Consider the following 22,314-nt stretch of genomic DNA (forward strand, 5'->3'; position numbering starts at 1 on the left):
GCATTTGCTCAGGCGCGTACCGGGGCCGTGATGGCCGCAATGAAGCGGTTGGCGATCGCGGAGACGAGTGAGATCACCAGGGCGGCAAACAGGGCGGCCCAGAATCCGGAGATGTCGAGCTGGAACGGAAACAACAGGTTGGACAGCCAGGCGGTCAACGCAAGCATCGCGGCGTTGATCACCAGGGTGAACAACCCCAGGGTCAGGCAGGTGATGGGCAGGGAAAGGAAAGCGATCACGGGGCGAACGGTCGCGTTGATCACGCCGAAAATCAGTGCGAGAACACCGACCGCCAGTGCAGCGGTGCCGGTGTCGCGGTCGGCGCCGATGGGTGCGCCATTGTGCAGCAGTTGGAAGCCGGGAATGATCCAGAGAGCGGCCGCGAAGCCGAGGCCGGTCGCCAGGATGCGAAGAAGGAAGCTCATGCCCTCTATCGTTCCATGGCTGACCGGCCCCACGGCAAGTGGTGGTGGCTCAGCCCTCGACCAGCACGCCGTCGAAGAACCGGGCGAGTTCATCGTGGGCGCTCAGCGGCAGCACCGCGGAGACGTACTGGTCCGGGCGGACTACCACGATGGCGCCGTCGCGGGAGATGCCGCGGGCTTCGAAAATGTCGTCGTCGGCGAGCGTGCCGAAGATCTTGTTGCGGTTCTCCAGCCGGAACGGACCCACCCGCGGGCGGAACACCTCCGGGACGTCGGTGGTCTGCAGGTCATGGTGGGACTGTTGGTAGATCACCTTCAGATCGAACAGCGAATCGTCATCCGTGCCGGCCCGAGTGTACTTCGCCACCGGTGACGCCGGATCCTCGGCCAGCCAGCGAGCCAGGTCGTTGACTTGCGAGTCTTCGGTGGGTGCCGGAGCGTCGGCGAAGACGTAGATCCGCCAGCGACCGTCGGCCTCGGCCAGGTGCCCCAGGTGCAGCGGGTTGGTGTCGGACACTCGGGCTACCCGGGCCGACTTGAACCGTTTGCCCACGGGGAATCCGGTGGCTAGCTCCTGGTGCTCGGTGCCCAGGGTCAGCTCGGAGGGCTTGTACTCCGTCATGAACCCGGCGGGAAATTCAGCCGTCTTCATGTAGAAGTCCTCCAAATAGGAGGGTTCCGGTAGGTCCTCCGGCTTCGCGGCCATCAGCGACGACCACTCCTTATCGAAATCGATGAGGTTCTGCGCGATCTCCTGACGCTCACCGGAGTAGGTGTGCAGCAACGATTCGGCGGAGAGCCCGGAGAGCACCTGGCCCAGTTTCCATCCCACGTTGAAACCGTCCTGCATGGACACGTTCATGCCCTGGCCGGCCTTGGCGGAGTGGGTGTGGCAGGCATCGCCGGTGATGAAGACCCGCGGGGTGACGGTGTCTTCCTCGCCCTCGGCGACGTCGTCGAACTTGTCGGTGACGCGGTGGCCGACCTCGTAGACGGACCACCAGGCGGTCTCCTTCACCTCCACCGTGTAGGGGTGCATGATCTTGTTGGCACGCGCCACGATCTCGTCGTGCGGAGTGTTGCGGACGGCGCGGTTGTCGTCCTGGGACACTTCGCCGAGGTCGACGTAGAGCCGGAACAGGTGCCCGCCCTCGCGGGGGATGAGCAGGATAGAGCCGCCGTCGTGGGACTGGATGGCGCACTTGGTGCGGATGTCCGGGAAATCCGTGTCGGCCAGGATGTCGAGCACACCCCAGGCGTGGTTGGCGACATCACCGATAGCTTTGCGGCCGATGCCGTCGCGGACCTTGGACCGGGCGCCATCGGCCCCCACCAGGTACTTGGTGCGCACCACACGCTCCTCGCCTTCGCGTTCGCCGGCGGTGCAGCGCAAGGTGGCGGCGACCGGGTACTCCTGGCTGCGATCGATCTCCAGGGAGACAAACTCGTAGCCGAAATCCGGGGTAAGTCGGGTGGGGGCGTTATAGGCAGCCTCGGCGAAGTAGTCGAGCACGCGGGCCTGGTTGACAATCAGGTGCGGGAACTCGGAGACGCCCTCCGGGTCATCCGGGGTGCGGGCCGAACGGTAGATCTCCCGGGGGTTCTCGGGGTTCGGCTTCCAGAAGTTCATCTCGGTCAGCCAGTAGGCCTCGGAGATGATGCGCTCGGCGAATCCGAAGGCCTGGAAGGTCTCGACCGAACGGGCCTGGATGCCGTCGGCCTGACCGATCTCCAGGCGGTGGGGGCGACGATCGATGATCCGGGTGTGCACCTCGGGGTAGGCGGCCAGGGTGGCGGCAGTGGACATGCCGCCGGGGCCGGTGCCGACGATCAACACGTCCATTTCGTCGGGAAGCTCTTCGGGTCGATCCAGGCCCGTCCCGGCCGCCGGTTTGATGCGCGGGTCGGTGGAGACATAGCCCTGGTGGTGGAAATGCATGGTCGGTGCGCTCCTGAGATCGAAGGGGTTGTTCTATAGTTGAACACTGTGTTCTACTAAAGAACATTACTGATGAGAGTACCGTCACGTGATCGCGATCACAAGGCCTTGTGGCGATCTCACATGCTGACCGCCCGCCTGTCGTGAACCAAGGAGTCCTCATGAGCGCGAACGCCGCACCTTCCCAGACCCTGGCCCGCGGGGTGCGCCTGCTGAAGCTGGTCGCCGAGGCGCCCGTCGCGCCCACCATTGCCGAGGTCTCCGAGCAGATGGGCGTGCACCGTTCGATCGTCTACCGGATTTTGCGCACATTGGAGCAGGAGGCGCTGCTGCGTCGGGATGACACTGGTCGGATTCGCCCCGGTATTGGCTTGGCACCCCTGGCTCTGGCGGTGGAATCTAGCGTGCAGGCGGCGGCACTGCCGGTGCTCACCGAGGTGGCTAACGAGCTGGACATGTCCGCTTTTATTGCAGTCGCCGAGCATGGCGACTGCTACACCCTGGTGACCGTGGAGCCGGCTCGGGCGCACGCGGTGACCCAGCGCCCCGGCACTCGTCACCCACTGGAGCGCGGGGCGCCTGGGCTCGTGGTGCTCAGCCAGCTCGACGAGGCTGCGGTGGCCGAGATGAACCTCGACGCGGAGCGGCTGGAACGTCTGGAGCGCATGCGCGAGACCGGCTACGCCACCTCCGGCAATGAGGTGATCCCAGGGGTTTCGGCGGTGGCAGTCCCGTTGCAGATGCCGGGGCAACTACCCGCTGCGCTCGCCGTCGTGTATCCGACCCAGGACAAGGACATCGAGGCCGTGGCCGCCCGATTGCATCGGGGTGCCGAACAAGTGCGCGCCCGCCTCGGTGATCACTCCTGAGCCTGACCAACTGGTCAGTTATTGTGACGGGCATTACTCTGGTCTCATGAGCACTTCCACCACTGATGCCGTCTACCCGCGCCCGGTGCTGGGGCAGATGCCGCCCTACGCTGCTGGCAAGCCCCCCGCCGTGATCGAGGGACTCACCGCCTACAAGCTCTCCTCGAACGAGAACCCCTTCGGTCCGGTGCCGGCCGTGGTGGACGTGATTCGCCGCTACGCGGAGTCGGGTCAGACCTGCCGGTACCCGGAGACCACCTGCTCCGCGCTGCGGGGGCGCATCGGTGAAACTTTTGGGGTCGAGCCCGACGACGTCGTGGCCGGCGCCGGCTCCCTGGGGGCGCTGATGCAGATCATTTCCACCTTCGCCGGGGCGGGAGAGGACGGTCAGAAGGACGAGGTCATCTTCGCCTGGCGCTCGTTTGAAGCCTACCCGATCGTGGTGCGTGCCGCCGGGGCCCAGGACGTACAGGTCCCGCTCACCGCAGACCACCGCCACGATCTGGAAGCCATGACCGCGGCCATCACCGACCGCACCCGCGTGATCCTGCTGTGCACTCCGAACAACCCCACCGGGCCCTCGCTGAGCACCGCCGAGGTAGAGGGTTTCCTGGCCACCGTGCCACCGCACATCATGGTTGTCATCGACGAGGCTTACATCGAATTCAACCGCGCCTCCGACGCTGTCGACGGGGTGGACGTGTACCGTCGGTACCCCAACGTCGTCGTGCTGCGTACTTTCTCTAAGGCCCACGGCCTGGCGAACCTGAGGGTCGGCTACTCCATCTCCCGGCCTGAGATCACCCAGTACCTGCGCGTGATGGCCACCCCCTTCGCTGTGTCCTCGCTCGCGGAACAAGCCGCGATGGCGTCGCTGGATCATCTCGACGAGGTGCAGGAGCGCGTGCAGCGGGTGGTGGATGAGCGCGAGCGCGTTGTCGCCTCGCTGCGGGAACTCGGCTTCGAGGTGCCTCAATCGGAAGGCAACTTCTTCTGGCTGCCGCTGGGCGAGCGCACCCCGGAACTGGTGGACGCTGCCGGATCTCAGGCGTTGTCGGTGCGCGGATTCGGTACCGAGGGCGCCCGGGTGTCGGTGGGCGAAGTCGAAGCGAACGATCGTCTACTGCGGATGATGAGTGAGTTCGGCGTCCGCTGAGGTCGGCAACATCACGTGATGCTCGACGGCGGAGGGGGAGAAGACGGTTAAGCTGGAGGATGCCGGCGGGAACCCCCGCGCTCTTCGGCGAGGAAGGAACTGATGGTGTCCGACGCACAGACTGTGCCCCAGCCGCTGCCCCCTGAGGCCGTGCAGCTGATGACCCCGCAGGGCGCGCCGCCGTCCGCGCTCAACGAGGCCTCCGAGCGGTTCCTGCCGTATCTGCAGCGCTTGAATGCCGAGGCGGCACAGAACATCTACCGCACCATGGTCACCACCCGCCGTGTGGACCAGGAGGCGACCGCGCTGCAGCGTCAGGGTCAGCTGGTGCTCTGGGTTCCGTCGTCCGGACAGGAGGGCGCCCAGGCGGGTGCTTTGGCCGCGCTGGCCCCGCAGGACTGGATTTTCCCCACTTATCGTGAGCACGCCATGGCCCTGGGTCGGGGGGTCACTCCGCGCGAGCTGTTGCTGCTCTTCCGCGGTGCCGCCCACTCCGGCTGGAACGCCCAGGACTACCGGGTGCACCCCTACACGCTGGTGCTCGCCGCCCAGGCGCTGCACGCCACCGGCTACGCCTGGGGGGTGGGGCTGGACCAGTGCGACTGGACCTCGCAGCAGCGCGCCGAGAACGGTGAAGTGGTGCTGGCCTGCTTTGGCGACGGCGCTTCCTCCGAGGGTGATATTCACGAGTCGATGGTGTTCGCTGCGTCTTACGATGCGCCCGTCGTTTTCTTCTGCCAGAACAACCACTGGGCCATTTCGGTGCCCTTCGAGGTGCAGTCACGCGTGCCGATCGCCCGTCGTGCCGCCGGCTATGGGTTCGACGGCGTCACCGTGGACGGCAACGACCCGCTGGCCACGTACGCCGTGACAGCGTGGGCTGCAGAGCAAGCCCGCTCTGGCACCGGTCCCGTGCTCGTGGAGGCGCACACCTACCGCATGGGCGCGCACACCACCGCGGATGACCCGACCAAATACCGCGGCCGGGACGAAGAGCAGAGCTGGTCGGCCCTGGACCCGATCACCCGGATGCGCAGCTACCTGACGGCCCAGGACCTCGGCGACGACGCCTTCTTCTCCGCCGTCGACGAGGAAGCCGAAGATCTGGCCGCGCAAACCCGGCAGGCGGTGCTGTCCATGACCGCCGAGACCATCCCGGCGCTCGACGACGTGTTCGCCCACGCCTACGCCGAACCGCACCCCCTGGTGGAGGCCGAGCGGGCATGGCACCACACCTGGGAAGCCGGATTCGCCGAGACCGAGGGGGAGAACCGATGAGCACCGAGAAGCTCACCATCGCCAAAGCGATTACCGCCGGCCTGGCCGACGAGCTGCGCGCCGACGACAAAACCATGCTGCTTGGTGAAGATATCGGCTCCCTGGGCGGGGTCTACCGGGTGACCGAGGGGCTGAAAGCCGAGTTTGGTGCGCAGCGCGTGGTGGATTCCCCGCTGGCCGAATCCGGCATCATCGGCACGTCCATCGGCCTGGCCATGCGCGGCTACCGCCCGGTGGCAGAGATCCAGTTCGACGGTTTCGTGTTCCCCGGGTTCAACCAGATCACCACGCAGCTGGCGAAAATGCGGGCACGCACCGCGGGCACCCGGCAGGTCCCGGTGACCATCCGCATCCCGTACGGCGGCGGCATCGGCTCGGTGGAGCACCATTCGGAGTCGCCGGAAGCACTGTTCGCCCACACCGCAGGGTTGCGCATCCTCACCCCGTCCTCCGCGCATGATGCGTACTGGCTGACTCGCAAGGGCATCCAGTCCCAAGATCCGGTGATCATCCTCGAGCCCAAGCGCCGGTACTGGCTCAAAGGCGAGGTGGACCGCGAGAACCCGGGCGCCGCCGACAATCCGTTCACCGCGCAGGTGGTGCGCCGCGGCACCGACGCCACCGTGGTGGCCTGGGGCCCGCTGGTTCCGGTGGCTCTGGCCGCGGCCGAGACTGCAGCCTCTGAGGGCCGCCAGCTCGAGGTGATCGACCTGCGATCGCTCTCACCCATCGACTTTGACGCCCTGGAAACCTCGTTGCGTAAGACCGGCCGCATGGTGGTGGCCCACGAGGCCCCGACCTTCGGCGGACTCGGCGGGGAGATCAGCGCCCGGCTCACCGAGCGAGCTTTCCTGGCACTGGAAGCCCCGATCGTGCGGGTCGGCGGCTTTCACCTGCCCTACCCGCCTTCCCGGGTGGAGGAGCAGTACCTGCCCGATCTGGACAAGATCCTCGACGCCGTCGACCGCTTGTTCACCTACTGACCACCCCGGACGCAGCGAGCAGAGAAGAGATAGCTCACATGGAGATTTTCAACCTTCCCGACGTCGGCGAGGGTCTCACCGAGGCCGACATTGCCGAGTGGCGCGTGAACGTGGGCGATACGGTTGCGGTCAACGACGTGCTCGTGGAGATCGAGACGGCGAAGTCCCTGGTCGAGTTGCCCAGCCCCTACGCTGGCACCGTGGTGCAGCGCTTCGCCGAAGAAGGCCAGACCCTCAACGTGGGTGAGCCTTTGATCGGCATTGCTACTGCTGATTCACCGGACACCGACGCTGACTCCGGAACCGCGGCCGCCGCGCAGGTGGGTCCCGACGATGCGGAGACGGCCCAAGACGAGGTGGAACCGGAGCCGGAACCACCAGCATCGGTCGAGTCCGAGGCCCTGGTGGGCTCCGGCCCGGTGGCCGACCGCGCCGGTCGCCGTCGTCGCGTCAGCACTGCCGCGCCCGCTGCGTCGGCCCAGCCCGCTGCGCCCGTTCAGCCAACCCCGCCGGCTGAACCCGAGCCCGCACCGGCACTCGCGGCACCCGCTCGCCCAGCGAACAAGCTGGTCACCAACGTCCGCGAACGCACTGCGGAAGTGGCCGGGCTCTGGCAGCGGGTGCTCGCCAAGCCGCCAGTGCGCCGGATCGCCAAGGAGCTCGGCGTCGACCTCACCCAGGTCACCCCCACCGGCGCCTACGGCGAGGTCACTCGCACCGACGTCGAGAATTACCTCAAGGAGCGCGACACCTACATCGAGCAGTCCGCCGGTTTCTGGATGCCCGACACCGGGGATAATGCCCAGCGCACCGAGCGGATCCAGGTCAAGGGGGTGCGCAAGGCCACCGCGAAGGCGATGGTGAAGTCCTACACGGAAGCTCCGCACGTCTCCATCTACGTCGACGTCGACGCTACCCGCACCATGGAATTCGTCAAGCGGCTCAAAGACAACCCCGACTTCGAGGGCGTGAAGGTCACCCCGCTGCTGATCCTGGCCAAAGCGGTGATCTGGGCCGCGGCGCGGAATCCGCACGTCAACGCCTCGTGGACCGACGAAGAGATCCTCGTTAAGCACTACATGAACCTCGGCATCGCTGCCGCCACCCCGCGTGGACTGCTGGTGCCCAACATCAAGAACGCCCACGAGATGTCGCTACGCGAGCTCGCCCACGCGCTCTCCACGCTGACCAAGCGCGCCCGCGACGGCAAGATGCAGCCCGCCGACATGTCCGACGGGACCATCTCCATCACCAACATCGGCGCCCTGGGCATTGACACCGGCACCCCCATCCTCAACCCCGGGGAAGTGGCTATCGTCGCCTTCGGTACCATCCGGCAGAAACCGTGGGTGGTCTCCGGGGAGGTCATCCCGCGCTGGATCACCACCCTGGGCGGATCCTTCGACCACCGTGTGGTAGACGGAGACCTCTCCGCCCGGTTCATGGCGGACGTCGCTGCGATCATGGAGGAGCCGGCTCTGCTGCTCGACTGAGCCGCTGTGACCATGACCGCCCCCGACACCACTCTGGACCGGCTGATCCGGATCCTCGAGGCCTTCGACGCCACCGCGCCGCAACTCACGGTGGCGGAGCTGGCCGTGCGAGCGGATCTGCCGCTGCCCACGGCGTATCGCTGGGTGGAGCGGCTGCACGGCTCCGGGCTGCTGCGTCGCCACCGAGACGGCACGGTGGGCCCCGGGTTGCGGTTGTGGGAGCTGGCCGCTCGCTCCTCGCCCACTTCTTCGCTGCGCGCCGCCGCCATGCCCTACCTCGACGACGTCCACGCGGTGCTGCGCCAACACACCCAGTTGGCGGTGCTCGACGACGACGGGGTGCTCGTGCTCGAGCGGCTCTCCGCGCGCGGGGCCGTAGCCAATCAAGCGACTGTGGCGGGGCGGCTGCCCCTGTTCACCACCTCCATGGGACTCACCCTGATGGCGTTTTCCCGCCCGCACATCGCCGAAACCCTGATCGAGCGCCACCAGCACCGCCTGGGCATGCCGGTACGCCGCCCGGCCGGCGAACACGGCACCGCCGTCGGCGTGGTCAACCCCACCGAATCCGAGCTGCGCGCCCTGCTGGCCGAGGTGCGCCGCACCGGCTATGCCACCGTGCACGGTCGCCTCGATGTCGACACCACCGGCGTGGCCGTGCCCATCGAACTGTCCCACCGCACCGCCGTCGGCGCCGCTGGCGTGCTCCCTGACGCGGTCGGCCGAGACACTGTGGCCGCCCTCGGCGTCGTCGTGCCCGCCCACTCCGAGCTCGCCCCCGGACTGGCACCCATGCTCATGGCCGCCGCCCGCGGCATCACCCGCACCCTGGCCCAGAACAACGATTCTCACTGAGTAAGAAACCGGGTGCGCGGCTGGGTAAGCTGCATCACACTGAAGACGAGAAAGCAACGCTGTGAAAGGCAGGCTCATGAACGTCACTCGCACCCAGGTCGGCATCGTGGGCGGCGGCCCCGCCGGGCTCATGCTCTCGCACCTGCTGGCCAAGCAGGGCATCAGCAACGTCGTCATCGAATCGCGTGACCACGACACGATCGCCAACACTCACCGCGCCGGCATCCTGGAGCAACCTAGCGTGGCCATGCTCACCGACACCGGTGTTGACGGTCGCGTCCTCACCGTCGGCGACGAGCACGAGGGCATCAACCTGCGGTTCAAGGGGGAGTCGCACCTGCTGAACTTCCCGGAGCTGGTCGACGCCACCGTCACCCTCTACGCTCAGAACGAGGTCTTCATTGACCTCGCCGCGGCCCGCGCCCGCGACGGCGGCGACGTGCGCTACGAATCCGAAGTCACCGAGATCTTTGACCTGAAAACCGACACCCCGAAATTCCGCTACCGCTCCGTGGCCGAAGGGGCCGACCCGGACGCGCTGCAGGAAGTGCACTGCGACATCCTGGTCGGGGCGGACGGGTCCCGGTCCTTCTGCCGTCGCGCCGTGCGCGATGAGCCTGGCCATCAGGATTTCACCACCGAATACCCCTTCGCCTGGTTCGGCATTCTCTGCGAGGCGCCGAAATCCTTCCCCGAGCTGATTTACGCCAACTCCCCGCGCGGCTTCGCCCTGATTTCCCAGCGCTCCGAAACCGTGCAGCGCATGTACTTCCAGTGCGACCCGAACACCAACGTGGACGATTGGTCCGAGGACCGGATCTGGGATGAACTGCAGTCCCGCGTGGCCGGCCCCGACGGCTTCGAGCTCAAGACCGGCCCGATTTTCGACAAAACGGTGCTGCCGTTCCGCTCCTTCGTCCGCGAGCCGATGAGCCACGGGAACCTGTTCTTGGCCGGCGACGCCGCCCACACCGTGCCGCCCACCGGTGCGAAGGGCCTCAACCTGGCCTTCGCCGACGTCCGGGTGCTCTTCGAAGCGCTCGATTCGTTCTACTCCACCGGCTCCCGGGCACTGCTGGATTCCTACTCCGACACCGCGCTGCGTCGGGTCTGGAAAGCCCAGAACTTCTCGTACTGGATGACCACCATGCTGCACACCACCGCCGAGGAGAACCCCTTCTCCACCCGCCGTTCCCTGGGTGACCTGGAGTCCGTGACCTCCTCGGTCTACGGGCGTCAGTACCTGGCCGAGTGTTACACCGGCTGGCCCAACTCCCGCCCCTGAGTGTGACCGATCTCATGCGATTCTCGCCAGATGAGAATCCTGATGACGGGCGGCGTATCCCGCGTCACACTGAAAGAACCACCACTCGCGCACCGCACCCGCACCGAGCCATGAGTAGAAAGGAGCAGCCCGTGAGTCAAGACACCTCCGTTGAGGAGACCTTCAACAACAGCCACGTGCTGGACCCTGCCGCCACGCAGGACTCCCAGGAGAGCATCACCCAGCAGATCAACGACATCGCAGCGACGACGTCGGGGGAGACCCAGCCACGGCTGAACTACCCGCCGTACAAGTCCTCCGTGTTCCGTCACCCCACCAAGAACATGCACCACACCGACCCGGAGACCATCGAACTGTGGTCCCCTGCTTTTGGTCACCGTGACGTGCACACTCTGGAATCGGACCTGACCATCCAGGGTAATGGCGAGCCGATCGGTGAGCGCATCAAGGTCCGCGGTCGCGTTCTCGATGGCGACGGCCGCCCCGTGCGCGGTCAGCTCGTGGAGATCTGGCAGGCCAACGCCGCCGGTCGTTACGTGCATAAGCGCGACCAGCACCCGGCCCCGTTGGACCCGAACTTCGCCGGAGTCGGCCGCACCATCACCGGTGACGACGGCTCGTACGAGTTCACCACCATCAAGCCGGCACCCTACCCGTGGAAGAACCACCACAACGCGTGGCGCCCGGCTCACATCCATTTCTCGCTGTTCGGCACCGACTTCACGCAGCGGATGATCACCCAGATGTACTTCCCGGGCGATCCGCTGTTCGCGCTGGACCCGATCTACCAGGGCATCACCGATCAGAAGGCGCGCGACCGCCTGGTGGGCACCTATGACCATTCGGTCACCAGCCACGAGTGGAACACCGGCTACACCTTCGACATCGTGCTGACCGGCTCGAACCGCACCTGGATGGAAGATGAAGAGGGGGATCACTGATGCGCATCGATGAGACCACCGAGCGGATGGCCAACGGCAAGCTGTTCCCCACCCCGGGACAGACCATTGGCCCGTTCTTCGGCTACGCTTCCGGCTACGAGCAGGTGCACCTGCCCTGGCGCGACGGCAACCTGCTGATCAATCCCGCCCACCCGAAGGCCGTGCGCCTCACCGGTACCGTGTACGACGGCAACGGCGACCCCATTCCGGACGCCATGCTGGAGATCTGGCAGGCCGACGAGAACGGCGAGATCCCGCAGAAGTCGGGCTCGCTGGTGCGTGACGGCTTCACCTTCACCGGCTGGGGCCGCGGCACCGTGGACAACGAGGGCACCTACACCTTCTCCACCGTGAACCCCGGAGCCACCGAAGAGGGCAAGGCGCCGTTCATCCACCTGGTGATCTTTGCCCGCGGTCTGCTGAACAAGCTGCACACCCGGATCTACCTTCCCGACGACGAAGCCGCACTGGCCCAGGATCCGCTGCTGAGCTCGCTCGATGAGACCCGGCGTCAGACCCTGATCGCCCGGCGTGACGACGAGGGTGCCCTGCACTTCGACGTCTGGATCCAGGCGACCGGCGAGCACGCCGACAAGGAGACGGTGTTCCTGGAGTTCCCCGGTATCGAATACCCGGTGCACGACTGACACTGCCGCCCGGCGGGTCGGTCGCAGCCTCGTTCAAGATGACAGGCTGTGACCGGCCCACCGCGCCCGCGTGTGCGCCAACACGCTACCCTTGGACACATCAGACCCCAACGATGACCGATTCCCTGTGGGAAACCACGATGAAATCGGTTGCACAGGAGCCGCGCTCGACATGATCGATCATCCCTCATCCGCATCCGTGGACGCCGGGTTGCTCAACCCCGGATGGGCTGCTTCCGTGGTGGCGGGGATGACCTCCGATCACTCCTTCCTGAAAACCCTGCTCGACGTCGAAGCCTGCTGGACCGAGGTGCTGGCCGACGTCGGCATGGTCTCCGTGGAACAGGCCGAAGCGGCCCGTTCGGCCACGGATCCCGCCAGTTATGATCTTGTCGCCCTCGCCCGTGAAGCCCAGGGTGGCGGCAACCCGCTGATCCCGGTGCTCAAGGCCATGCGCTCCCGCGTGGGCAGCGCCTCGACGTCGCTGCACATGGGTGCCACCAGCCAGGACATTATCGACACCGCCCTGATGGTGATGTCCTCCCGGGTCTCCGCCGCGATCCTGACCGATATCAAGACCGCCGTCGCCGCGCTGATCGACCTGGCGCGCACCCACCGCGAGACTCCCATGGTGGCCCGCTCCCTGGCCCAGCATTCGCTGCCCTCCACCTTCGGGCTGCGAGTGGCCGGCTGGGCCGCCGGTCTTGCTCAGGCCGGCCAGCACCTCGAGCAAGCCTCCGCCCAGCTGCCCGTGCAGTGGGGTGGCGCCGCCGGAACCATGGCCAACCTCTCCGGCCGGGTGGCCCGAGCCCACCGCACCGGCCGACTCGACGCCGGCATCACCGTCTTCGACCTGGTCGACCGCCTCGCCGAAAAGCTGGGCCTGCAGGCCCCGCCCGCCCCTTGGGACACCAACCGTCTGGTGGTCACCCGCCTGGGCTCCGCGCTGGCCGACACCGTGGTGGCCTGCGGCAAGATCGCCAACGATGTGCTGATTTCCGCTCGCATCGAAAACGGTGAGCTCGGCGAGCCCCTGGCGGAAGGCCGCGGCGGCTCCTCCGCCATGCCGCACAAGCAGAACCCCGTGCTCTCGGTGCTCATCCACTCCGCCGCGCTCTCGGCCCCCGGGCTGCTCGCCCAGCTCTACACCGGTGCCGGTGCTGCCAACGAGGAGCGCCCCGACGGCGCCTGGCACACCGAGTGGCCGGCCCTGCGCCAGCTGCTGCGGCTGGCCGGCGGGGCCACCCAGATGACCACCGAGCTGGCCTCCGGGCTGCGCGTGCACACCGATGCCATGCGGCACAACCTGGAACGCACCGGCCCGCTGCTGGTCTCCGAGCGCATCATGGCCGAGCTGGCCCCGGTCATCGATGCCGCCGCCGGTGAGGCCGGGGCGGGCAAGTCCCGCATCCAAGAGGTGGTGGATCGGTCGCTGGCCGAGGGGGCCGACTTCGCCGTCTTGCTGCGCGAGATCACCCCGGATACGGTCTCCGACGCCGAGCTGGCCGATCTGCTCGACGTCGCCCAATACACCGGCGAAGCCGCCACCCTGGTGGATCGCCTCACCGCCGAATATGAGGAATGGAGCCGAGCATGACCGTCCCCCAGATCACCGCCCTGCGCCTGAACGACGCCCCCGCCGACACCGTCACCGATGTGCTCTTCGTGGGAGCCGGACTGGGCACCGGCGTCCAGGGGCTCTGGGGCGAAACCGCCCAGCATCTCACCGACCGCTTCCACGTGGTGGGTTGGGACCTGCCCGGTCACGACGCCTCCCCGGCCCACACCGATGAGCTGTCCATCAGCGACCTGGCCCAGGCGGTGGCCGACCTGGTGCGCTCCCAGCACGAGACCGGGTCCATCGCCCCCGGCGCGAAGGTCTACTACGCCGGCGTCTCCATCAACGGCGCGGTCGCCCTGCAGCTCGGGCTCGACCACGGCGATCTCTTCGACGGCATCGCCCCCATCTGCACCGGTGCGAAAATCGGAGAGCCTGCCGCATGGAAGGAACGCGCCGAACTCGTGGAGAAGGCCGGCACCCCCACCATGGTCGCTGGCTCCGCTGCCCGCTGGTTCGCCGAAGGGTTCATCGAGGCCCAGCCCACCCGTGCCACCACCCTGCTGCACACCCTGCAGAATGCCGACCGGCACTCCTACGCCCGGCTGTGCGAGGCCCTTGCCGGTTTTGACGTGCGCGAGCGCCTCGGTGAGATCTCCACCCCGATCGTCTCCATCCAGGGCAGCGATGATCAGGTCTGCTCGGTGGACGACGGCGCCTTCATCGCCGAGAACGTCCAGCACGGTACCGCCGAGGTCGTCGACGGCGTGGCCCACCAGGCGCCCGTCGAGAAGCCCGAAGTCGTGGCCGAGCTGCTGCGTACCCGCTTCGCCTGACCCGAGACAGACACAGAGAAGAGCACCCACCGCATGACTGAGCAGAACCCCGCCGACGCGCAGACCCCCGTCGGCCACCAGATGGACCGCACCTCCCAAGAGGTCTACGACGCCGGCATGGAGGTCCGCCGTGAAGTGCTCGGCAACGCCCACGTCGACCGCGCCGAGTCCAAAAAAGACGAGACCACTGAGGACTTCCAGAACCTCATCACCCGGTACGCCTGGGGCACCATCTGGACTCGCCCCGGCCTCGACCGCCGCATGCGCTCAGCGGTGACCATCTCCGCCATGGTCTCCGGCGGGTACTGGGAAGAGTGCGCCATGCACCTGCGCGCCGCCCTGCGCAACGGCCTGAGCCGCGAGGAAATCAAAGAGATCCTGCTCCAGACCGCCATCTACTCCTCCGTGCCCGCTGCCAACGTGGCCTTCAAACTCGCCCAGGAGGTCTTCGCCCAGGTGGACGAGGACCTCGCCGCCGGCAAAGAACTCTGAACCCCACCTCCTTCGCCCCCTGTCTTTCCCTCGTCTCCTCCTGAAAGGATCGGCCCGATGACCGAATTGACCGACGCATATATTTACGACGCCGTCCGCACCCCCTTCGGCAAGGTGGGTGGCGCCCTGGCCAAGACCCGACCCGACGACCTGGCGGCCCTGATGGTCGGCGAATCCGTGAAGCGTGCCCCGGCCCTGGCCGACAACGGCATCGGCGTCGATGAGGTGATCCTCGGCAACGCCAACGGCGCCGGCGAGGAGAACCGCAACGTCGCCCGCATGGCCACCCTGCTCGCCGGACTCGACACCTCTATTCCCGGCACCACCGTGAACCGGCTCTGCGGATCCTCTCTCGACGCCGCCATCATCGGCTCCCGCCAGATCAACACCGGTGAGGCCGACGTCGTGCTCGTCGGTGGCGCAGAATCCATGTCCCGTGCCCCCTGGGTGCTGCCTAAGACCGAGCGCCCCTTTCCCATGCACAACCTCGAGCTGGCCAACACCACCCTGGGTTGGCGGCTGATCAACAAGAACATGCCGAAGGAATGGACCGTCTCCCTCGGCGAGGCCACCGAGCAACTGCGCGAGAAGTACGGGATCACCCGCGAGCGGATGGACGAGTTCGCCGCGAACTCCCACCAGCTCGCTGCCCAGGCCTGGGAGGCCGGCAAGTACGACAACCTCACCGTTCAGGTTCCCGACGTCGACCTGGCCCGAGATGAAACCATCCGCCCCGACTCCACCGCCGAGTCGCTGTCCGGGCTGCGCACCGTGTTCCGCAAGGAGAACGGCATGGTCACTGCTGGCAATTCGTCTCCCATGAACGACGGCGCCTCCGCCGCCTGGCTGGGATCCGAGAAGGGCGCCGACATCCTCGGCCTGCAGCCTCTGGCCCGCATTGCCGGCCGCGCCACCGCCGCCAACGAGCCGCAGTACTTCGGCTACGCCCCGGTGGATGCCGCGAACCTGGCGCTGAAGCGGGCCGGCATCACCTGGGATGACGTCGCCGCTGTGGAACTTAATGAAGCCTTCGCAGCCCAGTCACTGACCTGCACGGACGCCTGGGGCGTGGACCTGGAGATCGTCAACGCCTGGGGCGGTGCCATCGCCATCGGTCACCCGCTCGGCGCCTCCGGCACCCGCGTGCTGGGCACCCTGGCCCGCCGACTCGAGGAATCGGGCGACCGCTGGGGCGTGGCCGCGCTGTGCATCGGTGTCGGCCAGGGCATCGCCGTCGTCATCGAGAATGTCACCGCCCGCTGACCGAGACCCACGAGGCCCCCGGGTCTCCCCATTCCCCTTCAGGAGGACACATGCTGGAATTCGTAGATTCCGCAAAAGAAGCCGTCTCCCGCATCACCGATGACTCCACCGTGCTCATCGGTGGTTTCGGCAACGCCGGCCAGCCCATGGAGCTGATCGACGCCCTGCTCGACTCGGGCGCGACCAACCTGACCGTCGTCAACAACAACGCCGGCCAGGCCGACGCCGGGCTTGCGTTGCTCATCAAGGAACGCCGCGTCGCCAAGATCATCTGCTCTTTCCCCCGCCAGTCCGACTCGTGGCACTTCGATGAGGCGTACCGCAATGGCGAGATCGAGCTCGAGCTGGTGCCCCAGGGCAACCTGGCCGAGCGCATGCGCGCCGCCGGTGCCGGCATCGGCGCGTTCTTCGGCCCCACCGGCTACGGCACCGAGCTGGCCGAGGGCAAGGAAGTCCGCGAGATCGACGGTAAGCACTACGTGCTGGAACACCCGATCCGCGGCGACTTCGCCCTGATCAAGGCATACCAGGCAGACCAGTACGGCAACCTGCGCTACCGCAAGACCGCCCGCAACTTCGGCCCGGTCATGGCCACGGCAGCCGAGCACACGATCGTGCAGGTCGACGAGGTGGTCGAGGGGTGCCTGGACCCGGAGAACGTGGTGACCCCGGGCATCTACACCGACACTATCGTGACCATCCCGACCGCATCGGGTGAGAAGCAGCGCGCCGAAGATGCCGCGGTCGCTGCCGGACAGCCCAAGCCCTGCGCCCCCAGCGCCGGACAGCAGAACTGACGCGAGGAGAGGACACCATGGCAACTATCACTGATACTCCGCTGGACCAGGACGCCCTGGCCAAGGTCATCGCCGATGACATTCAGCCCCACTCGTTCGTCAACCTCGGCATCGGCCAGCCCACCAAGGTGTCGAATTACCTGGACGCCGAGAAGCGGGTCACCCTGCACACCGAAAACGGCATGCTGGGCATGGGACCGCAGGCCACCGGCGACCAGATCGACGAAGACCTGATCAACGCCGGCAAGATCCCGGTCACCGAGTTGCCGGGCGCCAGCTACTTCCATCACGCTGACTCGTTCGCGATGATGCGCGGCGGCCACTTGGACGTCTGCGTGCTCGGTGCCTACCAGGTCTCCGCCAAGGGCGACCTGGCGAACTGGTCCACCGGCAAGCCCGGTGCGATCCCCGCGGTGGGTGGGGCCATGGATCTGGCCATCGGTGCGAAAGACACCTACGTGATGATGGACCTGTTCACCAAGAAGGGCGACGTGAAGCTGCTGCCCGAGTGCACCTTCCCGCTCACCGGTGTGGGCTGCGTCTCCCGCATCTACTCCGACAAAGCGGTGCTGTTACTGGACGAGACCGGTGTGGTCAAGGTCCGCGAGCTGCATGGCATCACCTTCGATGAGCTGAAGGACGCCCACCGCGGCGTCGAATTCGAGCTGCTCGAAGACTGATCCCCCAGATCACGGTTACTCCGTGAACGACGTCGGCCGGGTCGCGCATCACTGCGCGGCCCGGCCGTTGCCGTTGTGGTTATTGAGTTGTGAGGGCTGATACGGGGTCAGAGGTTGCGGCGGACGTCGGCGCCGTTCGCGGAGATCTTGCCGTCGACTTCGCCGCGGATGGTGACGGTGCCGCTGCGCGCGGTCAGGTTTCCGTCGATCTTTTTGCCTGCCGGCACGGTGTAGTTGCCCGTGCGGCTAACGTTGTCATCAGCCACAGCGAGGGAGGGAGTCGCGGTCAGGAGCAGAGCAGCGACGGCAGCACCGGCAATGACGTTTCCCTTGTTCATGGCCAGGTCCTTTCAAGGAGATGTCCCGGAGGACATCTCCGGCGACCCTTGAAGATAAACAGGCATCGTGAAGCAGCTGTGAGAGCACGGTGAGAAATCGATGAGTCCGAATCGGTGCTCAACCGGCGTTGGCGCCGTGCAGAGAAACGCCGGCGGGCGACAGCCTCGCGAGGAGGGTGCCGCCCACCGGCGTGATGCGCTTTGGTCGAGGTGGACAGTCGGTTCTGTTTGCTGGATGCGTTTCCTCTGGTCAGCGACCGGCTTCACGAGCCAGCGCCATCAGGTCAGCGTCACGTCGTGGCGCCATGTCAGGGCGCGGCAGACCACAGTTCAGCGTCAGCACGACGGTGGCCAGCAGCAGAACCGACAGTGCCGGTGCGCCGAGGATCCACAGTGCTGCGGCGATGCCGAGGGCGATCAGGCGGCCAGACCAGAGGCATACGCGTCGGGGGAGATGTCCCACGATGAAATTCCTTTGTTCGTTCAGGAGAGGGAGGGTTGGTGGTGTACCCGCATGAAGGCGCAGAAGAGCCAGCCCTGAGATCCATCACCGAGCCCCTTTCCGAAATTGGGCGCACGACATCACGGCGTGTGCGTTTCGGAAGAGTCACGTGCCGGGCGAGATCACCGGGCACACGAGAGGTGTGGCAGGGAGCGGGATGCGAGGAACGGTGCGAGCCAGTGACCTGAAGACAGGCCTACTCGTCGGCTGGGACGGTCTGGGGCGCGGTCCAGCGTCGTCCGCAGTACGGACCATGATGGTGGATGCCGCTCAGGTCCCCGAAATCGGGTCCTGTCATAACGTCAGCAGGGGGAGCAGGTGAGACGGCGGCGTGCGCGCATCTCGTCACGGCGGTGAGAGCAACGGCTCTAGCCTCGCGGAATTTTAGGAAAAGACCTTTGTCATCATGAATCTGCCCTGCTTTCTTGCTCTGGGTGCTGTTCGAGCCCTTCCAGCTGAAGAGCGTCGAGATCAAACCCGAGCATGTGGTGATGGAATCGCAGTGAAGTGTGATGCGTTCCACAGAAAAACGTATCACAGATCTCGAGCGTGTGGAACCGTGTCCGATGATGGGGCGCGGCGCCCTGATGGTGATGGCGACGGGCGCCGGGTCAGCGTCCTGCTTCCCGTGCCAATGCCAGAGAGTCGACCGTGTCGCGCGGCGCCATCTGTGATCGATGCGCGCTGCCGAGCAAGTGCATGAGGCCAACGGCGAGCAAGATCAGCGACCAGGCCGGTGCTCCGAGGAACCATAGGAACATGGCTAGGATCAGCAAGGCGGTCCGAGGAATCCAAGGGATCAGGGGATGGAGGGGGTGTGTCATGGCGGGGTCCTTCGTAGACTGGTGTAGAGATCACTTTGCAAAGAACCCTTTGCAAAGGTTGTTATGCAAAGGTACCTCTGTTTATGGCTGAAGACAAGACCCCTGTACAAGACCCCTATGACGCGCTTCCGGGGGAGTCTGATCTGCAGATGAATGCGAAGACGATGAAGGCTTTTGCGCACCCCCTGCGCATGCGGATGTACACCTTCCTGTCAGACCACGGATCAGCCACCGCGACCAGGCTGGCTGAGGAGCTCAATGAGAGCACCGGCCAAACGAGCTATCACCTGCGTCAGCTCGAAAAGCATGGGCTGGTAGAAGAAGATACAGAGCGAGGGTCCGGTCGTGAGCGCTGGTGGAAACCCGTTGGTTACTCCCTGCGTCGTCACCTCATCCAGGGAGATTCGGGATCGGATCCGGCGATGAATCTGTTGATCAACGAGCAGGTGCGGGATCGTTCGGAAAAGCTGCGACACTGGCTGACCACCATGGACTCGGCGCCGCAAGAATGGGTAGAGGCATCTATTTTGTCGACCAGCACGGCAACGATGACTCCCGAGCAGGCGCGAGCACTCACTCAAGAGCTAATGGAGGTGCTGGAGCGGCACACCGAAGCCGCCGAGGCTGCACCGAATGCTGCGGCCTCGGATCAGGCGCAACGTGTCCGCATCTATCTCAGCCTCTTCCCCTTGGAGACCGACATCGTAGAGTGAGGGGCGGTCTATCGCGTCCGTAGACTTCGGTAAAATTTCAAACAGTGATCATTCCGAGAGTACGTGGATGGATACTCGGATGAAAGGAACCGAATCGCGCTGTGAGCAAGCGGAAAGCGTTTGACCATTCGACTCCGGTGCGGCCCTCGAAAAAGCGGAGAGGCCCGTCGACGTCGCGATGGATCGTGTTGCTGGCTTTCCTGTCCCTTCTGGTCACGATGGTGACCAATCAGGGGGTTGCCGGAATCGCGCTGACCGCAGTGGTGTTCGCGGTGTTAGTGGGGATCAGCGCGCTCTATGCCCTGGTGCTGCGCCGCCCGAGCTGGATGGGTCTGCGTCGTCCGCAAACCGCTGGCAAGGCGCTGGGCGCGAGCGTCGTGATGTTCCTGGTGGCGACGGTGGCTTTCGGATCCACCCTGCCGGACACGGATGATGAAACCACTGCCTCAGGCTCGGCTGTCTCCGCTTCACCGTCCGCGACTCAAGCCTCCCCGGCCGAGAGCGTCGAGCCGAGTGAAACGAGCGCTTCCAGCCCGTCACCGACCGAGGCGAGCGAATCTCCCACCCTGAGCGAGGAACCGGCTCCCTCCCTTTCGGAGACCAGTGCGTTCCCGAGTACGAGTGCAGAGCCCTCTCAGGGAACAGCGCTGGCGCAACTCGAGACGATCGAGATCAAGGGGCGCGCGCCCCGGACCGGGTATGACCGTGATCTGTTCGGCCGAGGCTGGAAAGATCCAGATCGCAACGGCTGCGATGCCCGCAACGACATGCTCAATCGAGATCTCACCGAGGTAGTGCACCGTCCGGGGACCCAGGGGTGCGTGGTGGCATCCGGAGTGCTGCACGATCCCTTCACCGGCACCCGCATCGATTTCGTGCGCGGCAACGACACCTCGGTTCTGGTGCAGATCGACCACGTGGTGGCCCTGTCGGACGCCTGGCAGAAGGGCGCCCAGCAGCTCTCCCTGGAACAGCGTGAAGTCTTCGCGAACGACCCGCTGAACCTGCTCGCCGTCGACGGTCCCACCAATATGGCCAAGAGCGACTCCGACGCCGCCACCTGGCTGCCGCCGAACCGGGCATTCCGTTGTGAATACGTGGCGTTGCAGACCGCGGTGAAAGCCAAGCACCATCTCTGGATGACTCAGGCCGAGCATGATGCGATCCACCGCATTCTGACCACCTCGTGCCCGGACCAGCCGGTCCCGGAAGATACCGGGGGAGTTGCGGTGCCGATCGCCGCTAACTCAGCTCAGACTGCACCGCAGGCGCCAGCCCAGGCGGCCACGACCGACCCTCGTCCGGCGCCCGCTACCTCACGTGCGGTACAGCCTGCTCCAGCCCCGGCTGCGGACGTGTACTACCAGAACTGCTCCGAAGTGCGTGCCGCCGGTGCCGACCCGATCTACCCCGGGGACCCGGGGTGGCAGACCAAATTCGATGGCGACGGCGACGGAGTGGGCTGCGAGTAGCAAGGCGCCGGGGCTACACGAGTTTTTCTACGGTCGATAGAATAACTCTAAGGTGAGACCGCCGTGTGGTCTTGCACACTGCTCTTGAGAGAGAATTTGGTGAGGGACATGCACGACACTCGAGCTCCATACACCTTGGAAGTCACCGGTAAGGCCATTGCACAGATCGAGGACGCGAAGGACGCGATTCCCGCGGGAACCCCGATCAATATCGCGTTCCTTGGAAATGAGCACCACAGCCAACGTGTCAACGCGGCCAGCGTGATTCGCGCTGGCGGGTTTGAGCCGGTCCCGATCATTTCCTCCCGCCGTCTGCGCTCCGGAGAAGATCGAGATCAGCTCATCGACGCACTGTTCGCCGTCGCGTCGCCGAGTCGGATCCTGCTGGTCGGTGGAGATCCTGACCTGCAGGCGGGTCCCTTCGAGAACTCGATGGAGCTCATGTCCACCGCATTCCTGGACGAGTACGACATCCAGCAGGTCGGTATCGTCGCGTATCCAGAAGGACACCCGAAAATCGAAACGGACATACTCTGGGACAGTCTGCGTTGGAAACTCGGCTTCCTGCAGGATGCCGGGCGAGACGTCGAGATCACCACGCAGTACGCGCTTGACCCAGAGTCCATCGTGGAATGGCTGAAGAGCCTGCGCTCCGAAGGGATCACCGTTCCCGTGCGGATCGGTGTGCCGGGGCCGGCGAAGGCCAGTACTATCGTGGGTTACGCGCGTCAGTTCGGGGTGAACATCACGGACGATGCGGCGGAACGATATGGCGTGGCTACCGTTGATGGCGATAGGGAATTCGACGGTGACCGACAGTTCGGCGCCGACCAATTCTTGGATGACCTTACCGCGGGCCTGAACCGCTTGAGCAACGAGGATCGAGGTGACGTGCTGTTCCACCTGTACCCGTTCGGCGGAATGGCCGACAGCGTGCGGTGGATCAACCGTCGCCTCGCGAACTGAGC

At 65.9% G+C, this 22,314-nt stretch carries 23 protein-coding genes; 18 read left to right on the forward strand and 5 right to left on the reverse strand.

The window, feature by feature from the left end; genetic code table 11:
* Positions 1 to 8: 8 nt before the first annotated feature.
* The gene (locus tag O1A05_RS05570; RefSeq protein WP_270107059.1) at positions 9 to 425 is read right to left on the reverse strand and encodes a phage holin family protein; all 417 of its coding nucleotides are present in this window, start codon (positions 423 to 425) and stop codon (positions 9 to 11) included.
* Positions 426 to 474: 49 nt separating this feature from the next.
* Positions 475 to 2,364: an FAD-binding monooxygenase gene (locus O1A05_RS05575; RefSeq protein WP_270107060.1), complete on the reverse strand. Its 1,890-nt coding sequence runs from the start codon at positions 2,362 to 2,364 to the stop codon at positions 475 to 477.
* 161 nt (positions 2,365 to 2,525) lie between these two features.
* Between O1A05_RS05575 and O1A05_RS05580 the strand changes: the two genes are divergently transcribed.
* From O1A05_RS05580 to O1A05_RS05650, 15 genes are all read left to right on the forward strand, one after another.
* The gene (locus O1A05_RS05580; protein ID WP_270107061.1) at positions 2,526 to 3,233 is read left to right on the forward strand and encodes an IclR family transcriptional regulator; all 708 of its coding nucleotides are present in this window, start codon (positions 2,526 to 2,528) and stop codon (positions 3,231 to 3,233) included.
* Positions 3,234 to 3,279: 46 nt separating this feature from the next.
* Positions 3,280 to 4,389 (forward strand): histidinol-phosphate transaminase, encoded by a 1,110-nt coding sequence (locus O1A05_RS05585; RefSeq protein WP_270107062.1) that lies wholly within the window; start codon positions 3,280 to 3,282, stop codon positions 4,387 to 4,389.
* Positions 4,390 to 4,491: 102 nt separating this feature from the next.
* Positions 4,492 to 5,667: a thiamine pyrophosphate-dependent enzyme gene (locus tag O1A05_RS05590; RefSeq protein ID WP_270107063.1), complete on the forward strand. Its 1,176-nt coding sequence runs from the start codon at positions 4,492 to 4,494 to the stop codon at positions 5,665 to 5,667.
* On the forward strand, positions 5,664 to 6,650 hold the full coding sequence (locus O1A05_RS05595) for an alpha-ketoacid dehydrogenase subunit beta (RefSeq protein WP_270107064.1): 987 nt from the start codon (positions 5,664 to 5,666) through the stop codon (positions 6,648 to 6,650). Before O1A05_RS05590 ends, O1A05_RS05595 begins: the two co-directional genes overlap by 4 nt.
* Before the next feature lie 38 nt (positions 6,651 to 6,688).
* Positions 6,689 to 8,143, forward strand: coding sequence for a dihydrolipoamide acetyltransferase family protein (locus O1A05_RS05600; RefSeq protein ID WP_270107065.1), 1,455 nt, complete (start codon positions 6,689 to 6,691; stop codon positions 8,141 to 8,143).
* Between the two features lie 12 nt (positions 8,144 to 8,155).
* Positions 8,156 to 8,998 (forward strand): IclR family transcriptional regulator, encoded by an 843-nt coding sequence (locus O1A05_RS05605; RefSeq protein WP_270107066.1) that lies wholly within the window; start codon positions 8,156 to 8,158, stop codon positions 8,996 to 8,998.
* Between the two features lie 76 nt (positions 8,999 to 9,074).
* A complete protein-coding gene (locus tag O1A05_RS05610) occupies positions 9,075 to 10,283 on the forward strand; it encodes a 4-hydroxybenzoate 3-monooxygenase (protein WP_270107067.1) in 1,209 nt (402 codons plus the stop codon).
* A 110-nt stretch (positions 10,284 to 10,393) separates the two neighbouring features.
* Positions 10,394 to 11,224, forward strand: a complete 831-nt coding sequence (gene pcaH / locus O1A05_RS05615) for a protocatechuate 3,4-dioxygenase subunit beta (RefSeq protein WP_431521117.1) — start codon at positions 10,394 to 10,396, stop codon at positions 11,222 to 11,224.
* Positions 11,224 to 11,871, forward strand: a complete 648-nt coding sequence (pcaG, locus tag O1A05_RS05620; RefSeq protein WP_270107069.1) for a protocatechuate 3,4-dioxygenase subunit alpha — start codon at positions 11,224 to 11,226, stop codon at positions 11,869 to 11,871. Before pcaH ends, pcaG begins: the two co-directional genes overlap by 1 nt.
* A 172-nt stretch (positions 11,872 to 12,043) precedes the next feature.
* Positions 12,044 to 13,468: a lyase family protein gene (locus O1A05_RS05625; protein WP_270107070.1), complete on the forward strand. Its 1,425-nt coding sequence runs from the start codon at positions 12,044 to 12,046 to the stop codon at positions 13,466 to 13,468.
* Positions 13,465 to 14,265, forward strand: a complete 801-nt coding sequence (locus O1A05_RS05630; RefSeq protein ID WP_270107071.1) for an alpha/beta fold hydrolase — start codon at positions 13,465 to 13,467, stop codon at positions 14,263 to 14,265. Before O1A05_RS05625 ends, O1A05_RS05630 begins: the two co-directional genes overlap by 4 nt.
* A 33-nt stretch (positions 14,266 to 14,298) precedes the next feature.
* Positions 14,299 to 14,757, forward strand: coding sequence for a 4-carboxymuconolactone decarboxylase (gene pcaC / locus O1A05_RS05635; RefSeq protein WP_270107072.1), 459 nt, complete (start codon positions 14,299 to 14,301; stop codon positions 14,755 to 14,757).
* A gap of 57 nt (positions 14,758 to 14,814) precedes the next feature.
* Complete coding sequence (locus tag O1A05_RS05640) at positions 14,815 to 16,020, forward strand: thiolase family protein (protein WP_431521116.1); 1,206 nt, start codon at positions 14,815 to 14,817, stop codon at positions 16,018 to 16,020.
* Positions 16,021 to 16,070: 50 nt separating this feature from the next.
* Positions 16,071 to 16,817, forward strand: a complete 747-nt coding sequence (locus O1A05_RS05645) for a 3-oxoacid CoA-transferase subunit A (protein ID WP_270107073.1) — start codon at positions 16,071 to 16,073, stop codon at positions 16,815 to 16,817.
* 17 nt (positions 16,818 to 16,834) lie between these two features.
* Positions 16,835 to 17,497, forward strand: coding sequence for a 3-oxoacid CoA-transferase subunit B (locus O1A05_RS05650; RefSeq protein ID WP_270107074.1), 663 nt, complete (start codon positions 16,835 to 16,837; stop codon positions 17,495 to 17,497).
* A gap of 107 nt (positions 17,498 to 17,604) precedes the next feature.
* On the opposite strand, the gene O1A05_RS05655 is transcribed toward O1A05_RS05650, so the two are convergent.
* The 3 genes from O1A05_RS05655 to O1A05_RS05665 form a co-directional block, all read right to left on the reverse strand.
* Positions 17,605 to 17,835, reverse strand: coding sequence for a hypothetical protein (locus O1A05_RS05655; protein WP_270107075.1), 231 nt, complete (start codon positions 17,833 to 17,835; stop codon positions 17,605 to 17,607).
* Between the two features lie 250 nt (positions 17,836 to 18,085).
* A complete protein-coding gene (locus O1A05_RS05660) occupies positions 18,086 to 18,298 on the reverse strand; it encodes a hypothetical protein (RefSeq protein WP_270107076.1) in 213 nt (70 codons plus the stop codon).
* Positions 18,299 to 18,948: 650 nt separating this feature from the next.
* Complete coding sequence (locus O1A05_RS05665) at positions 18,949 to 19,161, reverse strand: hypothetical protein (protein WP_270107077.1); 213 nt, start codon at positions 19,159 to 19,161, stop codon at positions 18,949 to 18,951.
* An 83-nt stretch (positions 19,162 to 19,244) separates the two neighbouring features.
* On the opposite strand from O1A05_RS05665, the gene O1A05_RS05670 reads away from it, so the two are divergent.
* The 3 genes from O1A05_RS05670 to O1A05_RS05680 all read left to right on the forward strand — a co-directional run bounded on the left by O1A05_RS05670 (position 19,245) and on the right by O1A05_RS05680 (position 22,312).
* Positions 19,245 to 19,874: a winged helix-turn-helix domain-containing protein gene (locus O1A05_RS05670; RefSeq protein WP_270107078.1), complete on the forward strand. Its 630-nt coding sequence runs from the start codon at positions 19,245 to 19,247 to the stop codon at positions 19,872 to 19,874.
* Positions 19,875 to 20,092: 218 nt separating this feature from the next.
* Positions 20,093 to 21,346 (forward strand): GmrSD restriction endonuclease domain-containing protein, encoded by a 1,254-nt coding sequence (locus tag O1A05_RS05675; RefSeq protein WP_270107079.1) that lies wholly within the window; start codon positions 20,093 to 20,095, stop codon positions 21,344 to 21,346.
* Between the two features lie 108 nt (positions 21,347 to 21,454).
* Complete coding sequence (locus O1A05_RS05680) at positions 21,455 to 22,312, forward strand: methylenetetrahydrofolate reductase (protein WP_270107080.1); 858 nt, start codon at positions 21,455 to 21,457, stop codon at positions 22,310 to 22,312.
* Positions 22,313 to 22,314 lie beyond the last annotated feature (2 nt).

Source organism: Citricoccus sp. NR2 (assembly GCF_027594385.1).
Lineage (GTDB): Bacteria > Actinomycetota > Actinomycetes > Actinomycetales > Micrococcaceae > CmP2.

Coding starts and splice junctions, on each gene's coding strand:
- O1A05_RS05570 (WP_270107059.1), bottom strand. CDS start 425: ATGAGCTTCCTTCTTCGCATCCTGGCGACCGGCCTCGGCTTCGCGGCC.
- O1A05_RS05575 (WP_270107060.1), bottom strand. CDS start 2,364: ATGCATTTCCACCACCAGGGCTATGTCTCCACCGACCCGCGCATCAAA.
- O1A05_RS05580 (WP_270107061.1), top strand. CDS start 2,526: ATGAGCGCGAACGCCGCACCTTCCCAGACCCTGGCCCGCGGGGTGCGC.
- O1A05_RS05585 (WP_270107062.1), top strand. CDS start 3,280: ATGAGCACTTCCACCACTGATGCCGTCTACCCGCGCCCGGTGCTGGGG.
- O1A05_RS05590 (WP_270107063.1), top strand. CDS start 4,492: ATGGTGTCCGACGCACAGACTGTGCCCCAGCCGCTGCCCCCTGAGGCC.
- O1A05_RS05595 (WP_270107064.1), top strand. CDS start 5,664: ATGAGCACCGAGAAGCTCACCATCGCCAAAGCGATTACCGCCGGCCTG.
- O1A05_RS05600 (WP_270107065.1), top strand. CDS start 6,689: ATGGAGATTTTCAACCTTCCCGACGTCGGCGAGGGTCTCACCGAGGCC.
- O1A05_RS05605 (WP_270107066.1), top strand. CDS start 8,156: ATGACCGCCCCCGACACCACTCTGGACCGGCTGATCCGGATCCTCGAG.
- O1A05_RS05610 (WP_270107067.1), top strand. CDS start 9,075: ATGAACGTCACTCGCACCCAGGTCGGCATCGTGGGCGGCGGCCCCGCC.
- pcaH (WP_431521117.1), top strand. CDS start 10,394: ATGAGTAGAAAGGAGCAGCCCGTGAGTCAAGACACCTCCGTTGAGGAG.
- pcaG (WP_270107069.1), top strand. CDS start 11,224: ATGCGCATCGATGAGACCACCGAGCGGATGGCCAACGGCAAGCTGTTC.
- O1A05_RS05625 (WP_270107070.1), top strand. CDS start 12,044: ATGATCGATCATCCCTCATCCGCATCCGTGGACGCCGGGTTGCTCAAC.
- O1A05_RS05630 (WP_270107071.1), top strand. CDS start 13,465: ATGACCGTCCCCCAGATCACCGCCCTGCGCCTGAACGACGCCCCCGCC.
- pcaC (WP_270107072.1), top strand. CDS start 14,299: ATGACTGAGCAGAACCCCGCCGACGCGCAGACCCCCGTCGGCCACCAG.
- O1A05_RS05640 (WP_431521116.1), top strand. CDS start 14,815: ATGACCGAATTGACCGACGCATATATTTACGACGCCGTCCGCACCCCC.
- O1A05_RS05645 (WP_270107073.1), top strand. CDS start 16,071: ATGCTGGAATTCGTAGATTCCGCAAAAGAAGCCGTCTCCCGCATCACC.
- O1A05_RS05650 (WP_270107074.1), top strand. CDS start 16,835: ATGGCAACTATCACTGATACTCCGCTGGACCAGGACGCCCTGGCCAAG.
- O1A05_RS05655 (WP_270107075.1), bottom strand. CDS start 17,835: ATGAACAAGGGAAACGTCATTGCCGGTGCTGCCGTCGCTGCTCTGCTC.
- O1A05_RS05665 (WP_270107077.1), bottom strand. CDS start 19,161: ATGACACACCCCCTCCATCCCCTGATCCCTTGGATTCCTCGGACCGCC.
- O1A05_RS05670 (WP_270107078.1), top strand. CDS start 19,245: ATGGCTGAAGACAAGACCCCTGTACAAGACCCCTATGACGCGCTTCCG.
- O1A05_RS05675 (WP_270107079.1), top strand. CDS start 20,093: ATGGTGACCAATCAGGGGGTTGCCGGAATCGCGCTGACCGCAGTGGTG.
- O1A05_RS05680 (WP_270107080.1), top strand. CDS start 21,455: ATGCACGACACTCGAGCTCCATACACCTTGGAAGTCACCGGTAAGGCC.